A 13963-nucleotide genomic window follows, 5' to 3' on the forward strand; every position below is an offset into this window, starting at 1 on the left:
GCAAGTGGTTTGCGCAAGCACGCTCAGGAGTGCTGATCGATGCGCTTGCGCAGGTAGGCAATGATAGCTTGTTGATCATCCTTTCTGGCGGGTTTCGGCAGGTGCTTCGGCCAGCCCTTGCCGCTGCCGAAGAAGGCCTTTTGCGTGACGCTGTCCCAACGCAGGATTTCCCGCGACGCCGATTCCCACCATTCGTGACGGCAGATCTCGTAATACGGGTGGGCAGGTGCAGCACTGCCGAACAGCAACGCCCGGCCGACTTTCTTCATGCCGCCGCGCTTTTTGCGCAGCTTCCACTTGATGCGCAGGCGCTCCCAGGTTGAGGGAACGGGTTTGCTGCGCGGAACCTCGTTGCACAGCGCTGGCAGTTCGAGGTGGAAGGCCTCGCCATAGCGGGCGAAAAAATGTTTCTGCATGGCGTGGAAGAAGTTCTTGTCGGCGAAGTAGTGATAGATGAATTTCTTCGCTTCCTGGATCGGCTGGTCGCGCATGGCAAAAGACAGTGCAATCTGTTCGATCGTATGGATGTCGAACGAACCCTGCGTCCACTCATCGATCAGCCGGATCGATTTCTCCAGCAGCGCTGCATCGCCATCGGTGACGCCGCACAAGCCGCTGTTGTAGAGCTTGAAGCTGTTCGTCGACGAGATGCCGTGGACTTGCAGGCAGCGCGCGAGTTTTTCGTAGTCCGCCCGGTTACAGACGTAACTCCAGTCATATTCGAAGCGGTCCATCACGTAACGGCCGGGCGTGATCATGCTGAACAACCGGTGCGGCGAATCGAGAAACAGCGTGTCGGTGTCGACGAACAGGGTTTTTTCGGCGAGTGTCAGGCCCAGCGCAATGGCGCACGCTTTGCGGCGGTGGTGGTAGCCGTTCTCGCCCTGCCACTGGATCAGGGTCTGCTCGCTCAAAGGGACGGTCTCGACCGGCCAGCCGGCATAGTCCTGCGGACGATCGGTCAGCACTCGGATGCACAACGATTCATCTGGCTGCAGCTGTGCAAGGGCGGTGAGGATGCTGAATTTAGCCTCGCGCCGATAAACGTCTTTGTCGCCATAGATCAGGTAGAGCAGCTGGTGCGGTACTTTTTCCAGGGGGGGGAAGGCTTCGCGCATAAGCGGCTCCATACGGCGGGGGGCGCGAGTTTACCGTATTGCTCCGCTGATTTGCAGGCCGGGCACTTGCTTCAAAGTGTTGCCAGGGAGGGCGTCAACCGGTGATCAATCTGCCAGAGAGGAAGACTTCACGGCGTTGCTTGCGACCGACGTATTCATGTTTGCTCAACTGATAGACAGCCTCGAACCTGTCTCTCGATAAGCCAGGCAGTGCACTGAGGTATTGATCTACCAGGCGATCGTAGGCGGCTTCGGTGATGAATTTGTAGATATCCCGACGATAGAAGAAGCCGAGTTGAAAACCGAGTGTTTCACTTGCGTGCGCGGTCGGGCCTGCGAAGCAGTTTTCAAAGTCGATGGCTTTGAGTGGCCTTTGCGTTTGCTCGGGCACCATGATGTTGCCCACCCAGAAATCCATGTGGGTGATGTTCTTGCTGGCGAGCGAGCTGAGCAGTTGAAACGCGTCGAGGATAAAGGCTTCGATGTTTTCGGGATTGCGTCTGATGCACTCGGCCCCATCCATATGGCCTTCGAGCAGGTGAGTCAGCAGGAAGAACTCCTCGGTCAGGCCGAGTCTGCTGCGGGTATAGCCATAGCCCTTCAGTGGAGGCATCTCCACGCCCCGGCGCTGAGCTTCGAGGGAATTCATCAGCTCTTCGAGAGGCCAGTCGAAGCGCCCGTTGCGTTGCGGTTTGTTCAGGCTCACCCGCACCTTTGCCTTGAACGTGTCCAATGGCTGGACCTTGGCAAATAGTGGTGTTTCACAGGACGATAACGGTGCGCTGGCCCGGGTCAGTTTGTGCGCGCGGCGTTTTTTAATGAGCTGCTCCAGGGCCTGGCGTGCCTGGATGCTGGGTGCTTCGCTCAAGTGCAGGGTCGTGTTACCGAATGCGTAGATGATCGGGTATTCGGATTGAAGTGTTTTGCTGCAGAACACGGGAAAGGCCTCCTGCCTGATATCGAAGTGCCATGATTTTATATTTGATTACAATTTTATGACAGTTCTTTACGTCAATCTATTGCCGGTGGATTTTTGGCAGGACAAAAAAAGCCCTTCACCAGGAAGGGCTTCCAAAGTATTCACGCAATTCAGAACGGAGCCGGGCACTCGAAGCGCAGGCGCTCGCCGGTCTGCGGATGAGTGAAGCTGAGCATGCTCGCGTGCAGGCACAGACGCGGCCAGGCCGCCAGCGCTTGCTCGTGGGCGTAGAGTCCGTCACCGAGCAACGGATGGCCGATCGACAACATGTGCACGCGCAATTGATGCGAGCGGCCGGTAATCGGTGTCAGTTCGACACGGCACCAGTCGCCGCAACGTTCCAGCACCTTCCAGAAGGTCAGCGCGTGTTTGCCGAATTCGTGATCGACCACGTGTCGCGGCTTGGTCGGTGGGTCGTAGCGCAGGGGCAGATCGATGCTGCCGCTGTCCAGCTCAGGCTGACCCCAGGCCAAAGCGGTGTAGGCTTTTTCGGTTTCGCGGTCGTGAAACTGCCGCGACAGTTCGCGATGAGTGTCGGCGTCACGGGCCAGCAGGATGATGCCGGAGGTTTCCCAGTCCAGGCGATGAACGATGCGCGCTTCCGGGTAGCCGTTTTCCTGCAAGCGGGTAATCAGGCAGTCCTTGTTGTCGTCAGCGCGACCGGGCACCGAGAGCAGCAGGGTCGGTTTGTCGACCACCAGTACGGCGGCGTCCTCATGGATGATGCGGATGTTGGACAGCGGCATTAAAACAGCCTCGTAACAAATGCCAACGGCGGCTCGGGACTGCTGATAACTCTGTAGGAGCTGCCGAAGGCTGCGATCTTTTGACTTTGAAGATCAAAAGATCGCAGCCTTCGGCAGCTCCTACACGAGCATCAACAGCCCGAGCCGCCGTAGCGACTGCCAAATCGACTCAGCGATCGGGCAGGGTGATGTTGAGTTCCAGAATCGAGCAACTGCCCTGGCTTTCCAGTGCAACATGTACGTCGTCGTTGCCGATGTTGACGTACTTGCGGATCACGTCGACCAGTTCCTTCTGCAAGGCTGGCAGGTAATCCGGCGTGCTGCGCTGGCCGCGCTCATGCGCCACGATGATCTGTAGACGCTCTTTCGCTACCGAGGCGGTACTTGGCTTTTTGTTGGCACGAAAGAAGTCAAAAAGGTTCATTACCTACCTCCAAACAGGCGCTCGAAGAATCCCTTCTTCTCGACATCGAGGAATCGGTGGGCTTTTTCTTTGCCCAGCAGGCGGTCGACGGTATCGCTGTAAGCCTGACCGGCATCGCTCTGGTCGTCGAGAATCACTGGCACGCCCTGGTTGGAAGCCTTGAGTACCGCCTGGGATTCCGGGATGACGCCGAGCAGGGTCACCGAGAGGATCTCCTTGACGTCTTCAACGCCAAGCATCTCGCCCTTCTCGACACGCTCCGGGTGGTAGCGGGTGATCAGCAGGTGTTCCTTGATCGGCTCTTCGCCACGTTCGGCGCGGCGCGATTTGCTCGCCAGCAGGCCGAGCATGCGGTCCGAGTCACGTACCGAGGAGACTTCCGGGTTGGTCACGACGATCGCTTCATCGGCGAAATACATGGCCAGGTGCGCACCTTTCTCGATGCCCGCCGGGGAGTCGCAGACGACGAACTCGAATTGTTCCTTGAGCTCCATCAGGACTTTTTCCACGCCTTCGACGGTCAGCGCGTCTTTGTCGCGGGTCTGGCTGGCCGCCAGTACGTAGAGGTTTTCCAGGCGCTTGTCTTTGATCAGTGCCTGTTGCAGGTTGGCTTCGCCGTTTACCACGTTGACGAAGTCATACACCACGCGGCGCTCGCAACCCATGATCAGGTCGAGGTTACGCAAGCCCACGTCGAAGTCGACGATCACTGTTTTGTGGCCGCGCAGAGCGAGACCGGTACCGATAGCGGCGCTGGTGGTGGTCTTACCCACACCACCCTTGCCGGATGTAACCACGAGAATCTTGGCCAAGGTGTTTCACCCCTAAGGAAGAAGGACTGTTCAGCCCCTGAAAAACATCTCTTGAAAACTACTGCAGTCGGACAGCCTTGGCTGGAATTTGGCTTTGAGCCTTTTTCCTACTTCGTTTGAGCCGTTTTCGCTACGTTTTAGAGATGCTTGGAAAATGCGGCAGTATCCGTTAAAGCCGAATGATGTTCAACACGTCGCCTGACAGGCTGACCTGGACGCCCGAGCCCCACATCGGATCACGACGCAAATCCTCGGAGACCTTGTAATGACCGGCGATGGAGATCAGTTCAGCGCTCAATTGCTGACAGAAAATCCGTGCCTTGGTGTCACCTTTGACGCCGGCCAGCGCACGGCCGCGCATCGGGCCGTATACATGGATGTTGCCATCGGCGAGAAGTTCCGCCCCCGGACTGACCGATGAGACCACGACCAGATCGCCACCCTGGGCATATATCTGCTGGCCACCACGTACTGGCGTGGTGATTACGCGGGTCGGTTTGACGGTCGGCTCAGGCGGCTTTTCCGGCTTCTTTTTGACTTCGGCTTCCGGCGTCTCCAGCGGACGCTCGCGGGCGCCGGAGGGCGGTAGCACGGGGATGTCGATGGCGATGGCGGCGGCGATGTCTTCGATGCGGCTGGCACGAATGGCCAGGGTACGCAGACCGTGCTGACGGCAGACGCGCATCAGCCCCGGCAGGTCAACCGCGCCCTGATTCGGCGGTAGTTTGTCCAGCGCCAGAACCAGCGGTGCATTGCTGAAAAAATTCGGCGCCTGGGCGACTTTGGCGGCCAATTGCCGATCGAGGCTTTCGAGGTCGTTACGGGCCAGTTCCAGCACAGTGATGGCCAGCATGCTGCCCTTGAGCTGGAATACGGGATCTTGGTCTAACGGGTCGGTTTGGCTCATGTCGGCATACAACGGCTTGTCACTAAAAGTGCCGAGACTTATAACGAGAACGCCCGCGAGCCGCAAGCCGGGTCGAACGATGTAGAATGCGCGGCCACTGTATTTACGGAAGCTTTAATGGATCGCCCGCGTTTTCGAAAAGCATATCTTGCTCCGCGCTTCTGGCCGCTCTGGTGCGGCCTGGGGCTTTTGTGGCTGATCGTGCAGTTGCCGTATCCGGCGCTGCTGACCATCGGTCGAGTTTTGGGCGCGTTGATGTATCGCGTCGCCAGCGACCGGCGAACCATCGCCCGGCGCAATCTGGAATTGTGCTTCCCGGAAAAATCCGCCGCCGAACGCAAACGCCTGCTCAAGGAAAACTTCGCCTCCACCGGCATCGCCTTTTTTGAAATGGCGATGAGCTGGTGGTGGTCGCGCGAACGTCTGGCGAAACTGGCCCACGTCGAAGGCCTTGAACATCTGCAGAAGGCCCAGCGCGAAGGCAAAGGCGTGATTCTCATGGCCGCGCATTTCACCACCCTGGAAATCGGCGCGGCACTGCTCGGCCAGCAGCACACCATCGACGGCATGTACCGCGAACACAAAAACCCCTTGTTCGACTTCGTCCAGCGCCGTGGCCGCGAGCGGCACAATCTCGATTCGCTGGCGGTGGAGCGCGATGACGTGCGCGGCATGCTCAAACTGCTGCGCTCGGGACGGGCGATCTGGTATGCGCCGGATCAGGATTACGGCGCCAAGCAGAGCATCTTCGTGCCGCTGTTCGGCATTCAGGCCGCCACCGTCACTGCGACGACCAAGTTTGCACGGCTGGGCAAAGCGCTGGTGGTGCCGTTCACTCAGGAACGTCTGGCCGACGGCAGTGGTTATCGCCTGGTGATTCATCCGCCGCTGGAAGACTTCCCCGGCGAAAGCGAGGAGGCCGATTGCATCCGCATCAATCAGTGGGTCGAGAGCGCTTTGCGTGCCTGCCCCGAGCAGTATCTGTGGGCGCATCGGCGCTTCAAGAGTCGCCCACCGGGCGAGCCGAAGCTTTATCCCAAGCGTCGTTGATTCACCCGTACTGACAAGCACTGTGGAGTGTTGCGATGAGTCCTGCTGAACCGGTCACAGGTTTGATTCTTTCCGGCGGCGGGGCTCGGGCGGCTTATCAGGTCGGGGTGCTGGCGGCGATTGCCGAGTTGCTGCCGGTCGGCGCGGACAATCCGTTTCCGGTGATCGTCGGCACCTCGGCCGGGGCGATCAATGCGGTCAGCCTGGCCAGTGGTGCCATGGATTTTCGCGCTGCCATCGAACGCCTGACCCAGTTCTGGCAGGGCTTTCGCAGCCACCGCGTGTTGCGCAGCGACTGGCCGGGCGTGATCCATCAGGCCAGCCGTTTCGTCAGCCACAGCCTGCTCGGCCTCGGTCGGCAGATGCCGGTGGCGTTGCTCAACAGTTCGCCGCTGCGCGAGCTGCTCGAGGAAAAACTGCACCTGCCCGGCATCGCCGAATCCATCGCGCGCAAGCAATTGCACGCGGTAGCGGTGACCGCGTTCGGCTACGAATCGGGGCAAGCGGTGACGTTCTATCAGGGCGGCGGCACCATCGACGCCTGGCTGCGGCACCGCCGTATTGGCGTGCCGACGCAATTGTCGGTCGATCACCTGTTGGCCAGTTCGGCGATTCCGCTGTTGTTCGCGCCAGTGAAAATCGGCGAGGAATATTTCGGTGACGGCGCAGTGCGCCAGTCGGCGCCGATCAGCCCGGCGCTGCATCTGGGGGCCAGTCGCGTGCTGGTGGTGGGCGTCAGCGGCAACCCGCGCGGCGTCGATCCGCAGCAGCCGCTGGAGCGCGCCTACAGCGGCCAGCAACCGACTCTGGCGCAGATTGGCGGGCACATGCTCAACAGCACGTTCATCGACAGTCTGGAGAGCGATATCGAGTTGCTGCAGCGTCTGAATCAGTTCAGTCATTTGCTCCCGGCCGGCACACCTACTCGTGCGCTGGGTGTGGCGCCGGTGGAAGTGCTGGTGATTGCGCCAAGTCAGCCGATCGACGAAATCGCCGCGCGGCATCGCCAGGAGTTACCGGCGGCGTTGCGCCTGTTTCTGCGCGGGCCGGGGGCGACGAAGACGAGCGGGGCGGGGGTGCTCAGTTATCTGCTGTTCGAGGCGGGGTATTGCAGCGAGTTGATCGAGTTGGGACGGCGGGATGCGTTGGCCAAGCGCGAGGAGCTGTGCCGGTTTTTGCGGATATCTGAAGCGGTGGCTCCTGCCTGAAATCTGCGGTGAGGCCTTCGCGAGCAGGCTCGCTCCCACATTGGAACTCGGTCTGAATGTGGGAGCGAGCCTGCTCGCGAAGCTTTCAGGGTCAGAAGTGGAACTTGACCAGGAAGCTCGTGGTGCTCTGATCGGTCTTGAAGTACTGGCTGTCCTTGATCCCGTATTTGTCCGACCAGTAGTCGTACTCGACACCGACATACAACTGCTTCTCGCCGAAATTCAGCGCCTTGCCCAGGTCGTATTTGACCTGCGGGTTGAAGTGCAGGTTGGCGTGGTAGTCGCCCTTGGAATTGGAGTCGTTGTCGACCACCCAGTCCATGAAGCCGTCGATGAGGATGTTCGATTTGCCCACCGGGATGGTGTAGGACCACACCGGGGTGATCTGCCAGACATTGTCACCGGCGCGTGCGCCCTGGGTGTGACGCTGGTAGAAGTTCAGCTGGAAGTAATCGAAGCCTGGAATCGCCAGGTCGAAGCCCGGACCGATCAGGTACGACTCGGTATCGCCTTCACCGAACTCGTAGGTCATGGCCAGCAGCACGTCAGTCACCGGACCAAAGGCCAGTTTCTGATCGAAGATCTTGCCGAACGACAGGCGCGGGCTGAGCTCGCCGTAGTAGGTGTTGGAGCCGACGCCGCCATCATCCTTGCCGTTGTAGAAGATCTTGTCGATGAACAGGAAGTTGTCCCCATACTTCCAGGCATCGGCGTGCTCGAAGGTCACGGTCTGCTGAATGCGCGGGTTGACCTGGAAGTCCTTGCCATACAGGTAGGTCAGGCTGTTGTTCTGCCACTGCAGCAGGCCTTCGGCCATCGCCTGGCCGCCGGCGAACATCGATCCGGCCAGCATCAGGCTGGTGCACATACGTTTCATTCGGTTGCTCCCAAAGTAGGTGTTCCACGTTATTTTTTTAAGATCGGCGCTCTGATGTGGCGCCTTTTTTCGTACCGCAAATTTCATCCGATCGGTCAGCTTTGAATGCTGGTAGCAAAAGCTGCGCCAAGGCTTTTGAAAAACCAAAAAACGCCCGTTCGGCTGCTGAAAAACAGTCGACGAGCGTGTTTTCGGGATGCCTCAGGACTGACCGCAGCCGGGATAAGTTGGCTTTTCGGTCAGAAATTGAATTCAGGCTTTTTTTTAGAGCGAATTCGGAAGGCCGCGGAGAATACTGACTCCTCGGCCAACGCTCAAGTGCCCCGCAACAGAGCACCGACAGCAGGCATGGCGCACGGTTGCGAGCCATCTCAGAAGTGCACCTTCAGCAGCAGGCTGGCGGTGTTCTGGTTGGTATCGAACGCGTGGCTGTTTTCGATGCCGTATTTGTTCTTCCAGTAGCTGTACTCGGTGCCGACGTACAGCTGTTTCTGGCTCCAGCCCATGGCTTTGCCGAGGTCGTATTTGATCTGCGGATTGATGTGCAGGTTGGCGTGGTAGGTGCCGCGCGAGTTTTCGTCGTTGTCGACGACCCAGTCGAGGTAGCCGTCGATCAGCACATCGGAATTGCCCAACGGAAAGCTGTAGGACCATGCGGGGGTGATCTGCCAGACACCATCGCCGGGCCGCGGGCCTTCGGTCTGGCGGCGGAAAATGTTCAGGGTGACGTAGTTGAAGCCGGGCACTTTCAGGTCGAAGCCGGGGCCGATCAGATAGGCCTCGCTTTCGCCTTCGCCGTACTCGTAGGTCATCGCCAACAGCACATCCTTGATCGGGCCGAACTCGATCTTGCGGTCGAGGATCTTGCCGAAGGACAGACGCGGGGTGAACTCGCCGTAGAAAGTATGCGGCCCTTTGTTCGGGTCTTCCTTGCCGTTGTAGAAGATCTTGTCGACGAACAGAAAGTTGTCGCCGTACTTCCACTTGTCGGCGTGCTCGAAGGTGACCGTCTGCTGATACGAGGGGTTGATCGCGAAATTCTTGCCGTATAGATAGCTGAGGCTGTTGCTCTGCCACAGCAGCAGATCGCCGGCCATGGCCTGACTCGCGGCCAGCAGGCCGCCACTCAACAGAACGTTGCTTTGCGTGCGGATCATCTGTTGCTCCCTGTTGTTTTTATTGTTTGAGGCACAAGCAGTTGCGTAGTCCCTGTGGGAGCGAGCCTGCTCGCGAAGGGGTTGTGTCAGTCGCCATCAATGTTGAATGACACAGCGCTTTCGCGAGCAGGCTCGCTCCCACAGGTGGTGTGGTGGTTTCAATCAGTGAGCATGGCAATCGTTGATCGCCGCACGCTCCTTGCCGCCGAGGATGTTGAACAGCAGGTTCAGCGTCAGCGCGCTGAGGGTGGCCATGGCGATGCCGCTGTGGGTGATCGGGCTCATCCACAGCGGCAGGTGGGCGAAGAATTCCGGACGTACCACCGGGATCAGGCCCATGCCGATGCTTACCGCGACCAGCAACTGATTGCGGCGGTCACCGATGTCGGCCTCTTGGAGGATCTTGATGCCAGTGGCCGCGACCATGCCGAACATCGCAATCGCCGCGCCGCCCAACACCGCCGGTGGAATCGATGCCACCAGAAACGCCGCTTTCGGCAACAGGCTGAGGACGATCAGCAGGCCACCGGCAACGATGGTCACCGAACGGCAGCGCACACCGGTCATCTGCACCAGGCCGATGTTCTGCGCGAACGAGGAGTGGGTGAAGGTGTTGAAGAAACCGGCGAAGAACGACGCGCCGGCATCGCACAACAAGCCACGACGGAGCATGCGCGGGCAGACTTCCTGGCCGGTGATCTTGCCCAGCGCGAGAAACATCCCGGTGGACTCGACGAAGATGATCACCACCACCAGACACATCGACAGAATCGGTGCCAGCTCGAATTTCGGCATGCCGAAATGCAGCGGGGTGACGAACTGAATCCACGGTGCGCTGGCCATGCCGCTGAGGTCGACCATGCCGATCACGCCGCACAGTACATAGCCCAGGCACATGCCGATCAGCACGGAAATGTTGACCCAGAATCCGCGCATGAAACGATGAACCAGAAGAATCGTCGCCAGCACCAGCGCAGCGATGGCCAGATAAATCGGCGAACCGAATTGCGCGGCGTCGACACCGCCACCGGCCCAGTTCACGGCCACAGGGAACAACGATAAACCGATCGAGGTGATGACCGTGCCGGTCACCAGTGGCGGGAAGAAACGCACGACCTTGGACATGAACGGCGCGATCAGCATGCCGAAGAAACCGGCAGCTATCGTCGCACCGAAGATCCCTTGCAGACCGATGCCGGGCATGCCGGCCATGGCCACCATGCTGCCGACCGCAGCGAAACTGGCGCCCATCATCACCGGCATGCGAATGCCCATCGGGCCGATGCCGAGCGACTGCACGATGGTGGCGATGCCGGCGACCAGCAGGTCGGCGTTGATCAGGAAGGCGATTTCTTCACGACTCAGGCCAGCGGCCTGTCCGATGATCAGCGGCACCGCGATGGCACCGCCGTACATCAGCAGAACATGTTGCAGACCGACCAGGATCAGTTGCAAAAGGGGCAAACGCTGAATGGCGGGTGCGTCGGGGATGCGCGCTTTGGACAGCTCGGACATGCAACACCTCGGATCTTTTTTATTCTTGTGATTAACAGCTGCCGGGTTGCTTGCAGCTGTTTCTTTGCATCAGGGGGACCGCGTTGCGGCGGCTATTCGCGAGCAGGCTCGCTCCCACAGGATCTCTGTAGGCGTGAGCCTGCTCGCGATGCTTTTAACGATTAATTGGTTTGCGCTCCCTGGGCAATCCAGGCACCGATCAGGTCACGTTCCTGCTGGGTCATCTGGGTGATATTGCCCAGTGGCATGATCTGCGTGGTGATGGCTTGCGCCTGAATGCGCGCGGCGTTCTGGCGGATCTGCTCGGGGGTGTCGAACATCACACCGGCCGGGGCTGCGCTGAACAACGGGCTGGTCGGCTTGGACGAATGGCACACCGTGCAACGCTCTTGAATCACGTTGTGCACCTTGTCGAAACCGGGGCCGGCATTGGAGGCTTGCGCGGGTGCCGCCGCAGGGGCTGCGGGTGCCGCAGGTTGCGCCGCTTCGGCCGGTTTCGCGCCACCGCCCAGTGCCGTTTCCGGCAGCGGTTGGTACTCGATTTTCGCCGGTGCCTTGGCCACTTCAGGTGCGCTCGACATCGGCGCCGGGCCAGTGACGTAGGCCAGGCAGATCATGCCCACCGCTGCCACCGGCAGGGTCCAGGCAAACTTGTGGCTGTCGTGACGGGTGTTGAAGTAGTGACGCACCAACACCGCCAACACTGCGATCCCGGCGAGGATCAACCAGTTGTACTGGCTGCCGTAAGTGCTCGGGAAGTGGTTGCTGATCATGATGAACAGCACCGGCAGGGTGAAGTAGTTGTTGTGTCGCGAACGCAGCAGGCCCTTGGCCGGCAGGGCCGGATCAGGCGTGCGGTTCTCGGCGATCGCCGCGACCAGTGCCCGTTGCGCCGGCATGATGATGCGGAACACGTTACCGACCATGATGGTGCCGATGATCGCGCCAACGTGCAGGTACGCACCACGACCGCTGAACACTTTGCTGAAGCCATAGGCGGCGGCAATGATCAGCACGAACAGGATGAAACCGAGCAGGGCAGGGCGTTTGCCCAGCGCCGAGTCGCAAAGGAAGGAGTAGACGAACCAGCCGACGAACAGAGAGCCAATGCCCAGTGCCACGCCTTCAGGGCCGGTCAGACTGCTGCCCGGTGCCAGCAGGTACAGCGTCGGGTTGGAGTAGAACACCACGCACAGCAGCGCGATCCCCGACATCCAGGTGAAGTAGGCTTCCCACTTGAACCAGTGCAGGTTGTCCGGCATGGACGGTGGGGCCAGTTTGTATTTTTCCAGGTGGTAGATGCCGCCGCCGTGGATCGCCCACAGATCACCGGCCAGACCGGTTTTCGGGTTGACGCGGTTGAGGTTGTTCTCCAGCCAGACGAAGTAGAACGACGCGCCGATCCAGGCCACGCCAGTGATCATGTGAACCCAGCGCACGCTCAGGTTCAGCCATTCCAACAGATGTGCTTCCACAGTCTTTACCTCTCGCCTGTCACTCTTGTTGTCGAGTGATCAGACCTTCTCTTATTGGTGGGGGGCGAGGATCAACCGCTCATCCTCTTTGAAAAAATGCTCATCGCAGTTATTGCCTGTGCCACTGCGATCAACCACCAGGAAGTCATCCCGCTTTTCGATCGTCAGCACCGGGTGGTGCCAGACGCCGCGATGGTAATTGATGCCCTGCCTGCCGTTGGTGACGAAGGCGCGGACCAAGCCTGATACAGGTTCATCGCCAACTGGCGCGACCACGATCAGAAAGGGGTTGCCGAGCAGCGGAATGAAAGCCTGGCTGCCCAGCGGATGGCGTTCCAGCATGCAAACGGTCAGCGGCATGTCCTGCGCGTCGGCGCGGAAAATGCTGATGATCGCGTTGTCCTCAGGCGTAGCGGTTTCGACCGTCGCCAGTTTGTGGAAGCGCATGGTCGAACCGTTGTTGATCATGAAGTGATCGCTGCCGTCGGTTTCGATCACGTCACCGAAAGGGGCGAAGGCTTCTTTGGTCAGCGGTTCAATCGTCAATGTGCGCATGCTGTTCTTCTTATCCGGATTCTGTGTTGACTGTTTTGATGCCTTCGCGAGCAGGCTCGCTCCCACATTTGGAATGCAATCCCCTGTGGGAGCGAGCCTGCTCGCGAACGGATTCAACCCTATTTAGCCACCTTGCCGAGTACACGCAGGCGACTCACGCCACCATCCGGGAACACGTTCAGGCGGATGTGGGTGATCGGGCCGAGTGCCTTGATCTGCTCGACGAAGGTGTGTTCGGCGTGCATTTCCAGCTTCTGGCTTGGTAGCAGTTCGCGCCAGAACAGCGACTGGGTTTCGATCTGGCTGTCGGTGCCGCCCTTGACGAACGCGCCCTGGATCGAGCAGGTGTCCGGGTAGTTGCCTTTGAAGTGCAGGGTGTCGACGACGATCTTCTCGATCTCGCCTGGATGACCCAGGGCGACGATTACCCAGTCATTGCCCGGCGTGCGACGACGTGCGGTTTCCCAGCCGTCGCCCATGTTGATGCCGCGGCCCGGGTTGAGGATGTTGCTCATGCGGCCGAAGTGTTCGTCGGAGCAGGCGAGGGCGCGGCCACCATTGAGGGCTGCTGCCAAGTCCACTTGTTCGTTGTCGCCAACAGCAGACCAGTCGCGGAACGGAATGCCGTACACGCGCAGACGGGCAACACCGCCGTCCGGGTAGATGTTGAAGCGCAGGTGGCTGAACGCTTTGTCGTTGCTGATTTCATGGTAGTGGTGGCTGTTGCCCTGCAACTCGACGGCCGACAGCACTTCGGTCCACTGGGTGTTTTCATCCGGCTCGCCCGAGGCCAGGAAGCACGCTTCCAGCGAGGCCGATGGCGGGTAGTTGCCGGTGAAGAATGAAGTGTCGATGTCCACGCCTTTGATCGAGCCCGGTACGCCCAGACGGATCACCGCGCTGTCGAAACCTTCGAAGCGCTTGCGGCGCGACTCCCAGCCGTCCATCCACTTGCCGTTGTCATCGAACACGCCCTCCTTCCATACGGCCGGGGTCGGTTGGAACAGACGATTGGCGTCTGCGAACCAGTCATCGGTGACCGAAATGATCTTGGTGCCCAGACGGGCGTCGGCCAGGTTGACGTATTTTTCGAAAGGTACGGCGTAAGCTTTCATTCTTCTTGTCTGCCTTTGATAAGTT

The 13963-nt window shown here is 59.6% G+C and carries 14 protein-coding genes; 2 read left to right on the top strand and 12 right to left on the bottom strand.

The features are described from left to right. Positions 1–23: 23 nt before the first annotated feature. The 6 genes from ASG55_RS04720 to minC form a co-directional block, all read right to left on the bottom strand. Positions 24–1118 (bottom strand): hypothetical protein, encoded by a 1095-nt coding sequence (locus tag ASG55_RS04720; RefSeq protein ID WP_056784013.1) that lies wholly within the window; start codon positions 1116–1118, stop codon positions 24–26. A 94-nt stretch (positions 1119–1212) separates the two neighbouring features. Beyond that, the gene (locus tag ASG55_RS04725; RefSeq protein ID WP_056784015.1) at positions 1213–2055 is read right to left on the bottom strand and encodes a hypothetical protein; all 843 of its coding nucleotides are present in this window, start codon (positions 2053–2055) and stop codon (positions 1213–1215) included. A gap of 152 nt (positions 2056–2207) precedes the next feature. Beyond that, positions 2208–2843 carry an RluA family pseudouridine synthase gene (locus ASG55_RS04730; protein WP_024012204.1) on the bottom strand — a complete coding sequence of 212 codons (636 nt, stop codon included), beginning with the start codon at positions 2841–2843 and terminating at the stop codon, positions 2208–2210. A 169-nt stretch (positions 2844–3012) separates the two neighbouring features. Then, positions 3013–3267: a cell division topological specificity factor MinE gene (minE, locus tag ASG55_RS04735; RefSeq protein WP_003223146.1), complete on the bottom strand. Its 255-nt coding sequence runs from the start codon at positions 3265–3267 to the stop codon at positions 3013–3015. Next, positions 3267–4079 carry a septum site-determining protein MinD gene (gene minD / locus ASG55_RS04740; protein WP_056784017.1) on the bottom strand — a complete coding sequence of 271 codons (813 nt, stop codon included), beginning with the start codon at positions 4077–4079 and terminating at the stop codon, positions 3267–3269. Before minD ends, minE begins: the two co-directional genes overlap by 1 nt. A gap of 169 nt (positions 4080–4248) precedes the next feature. Beyond that, entirely contained in the window at positions 4249–4986 is a 738-nt protein-coding gene (gene minC / locus ASG55_RS04745; RefSeq protein ID WP_041479318.1) for a septum site-determining protein MinC, read from the bottom strand. Positions 4987–5103: 117 nt separating this feature from the next. Between minC and ASG55_RS04750 the strand changes: the two genes are divergently transcribed. Both ASG55_RS04750 and ASG55_RS04755 read left to right on the top strand, forming a co-directional pair. Then, the gene (locus ASG55_RS04750) at positions 5104–6036 is read left to right on the top strand and encodes a lipid A biosynthesis lauroyl acyltransferase (protein WP_041479319.1); all 933 of its coding nucleotides are present in this window, start codon (positions 5104–5106) and stop codon (positions 6034–6036) included. A gap of 35 nt (positions 6037–6071) precedes the next feature. After that, positions 6072–7244 (top strand): patatin-like phospholipase family protein, encoded by a 1173-nt coding sequence (locus tag ASG55_RS04755; RefSeq protein ID WP_041479321.1) that lies wholly within the window; start codon positions 6072–6074, stop codon positions 7242–7244. A 91-nt stretch (positions 7245–7335) separates the two neighbouring features. Here the strand turns inward: ASG55_RS04755 and ASG55_RS04760 are convergent, their stop codons facing one another. The 6 genes from ASG55_RS04760 to alc all read right to left on the bottom strand — a co-directional run bounded on the left by ASG55_RS04760 (position 7336) and on the right by alc (position 13938). Beyond that, the gene (locus ASG55_RS04760; RefSeq protein ID WP_056784020.1) at positions 7336–8121 is read right to left on the bottom strand and encodes an outer membrane protein OmpK; all 786 of its coding nucleotides are present in this window, start codon (positions 8119–8121) and stop codon (positions 7336–7338) included. Positions 8122–8492: 371 nt separating this feature from the next. After that, the gene (locus ASG55_RS04765) at positions 8493–9278 is read right to left on the bottom strand and encodes an outer membrane protein OmpK (RefSeq protein WP_056784021.1); all 786 of its coding nucleotides are present in this window, start codon (positions 9276–9278) and stop codon (positions 8493–8495) included. Between the two features lie 162 nt (positions 9279–9440). Beyond that, entirely contained in the window at positions 9441–10793 is a 1353-nt protein-coding gene (locus ASG55_RS04770) for a nucleobase:cation symporter-2 family protein (RefSeq protein ID WP_039763799.1), read from the bottom strand. Between the two features lie 161 nt (positions 10794–10954). Then, positions 10955–12268 (bottom strand): urate hydroxylase PuuD, encoded by a 1314-nt coding sequence (locus ASG55_RS04775; RefSeq protein ID WP_056784023.1) that lies wholly within the window; start codon positions 12266–12268, stop codon positions 10955–10957. A gap of 51 nt (positions 12269–12319) precedes the next feature. Further along, positions 12320–12823, bottom strand: coding sequence for an ureidoglycolate lyase (locus ASG55_RS04780; RefSeq protein ID WP_016773758.1), 504 nt, complete (start codon positions 12821–12823; stop codon positions 12320–12322). A 119-nt stretch (positions 12824–12942) separates the two neighbouring features. Beyond that, the gene (gene alc / locus ASG55_RS04785) at positions 12943–13938 is read right to left on the bottom strand and encodes an allantoicase (protein WP_016773759.1); all 996 of its coding nucleotides are present in this window, start codon (positions 13936–13938) and stop codon (positions 12943–12945) included. Positions 13939–13963 lie beyond the last annotated feature (25 nt).

The sequence above is a fragment of the Pseudomonas sp. Leaf434 genome (genome assembly GCF_001425545.1).
Lineage (GTDB): Bacteria > Pseudomonadota > Gammaproteobacteria > Pseudomonadales > Pseudomonadaceae > Aquipseudomonas > Aquipseudomonas siliginis.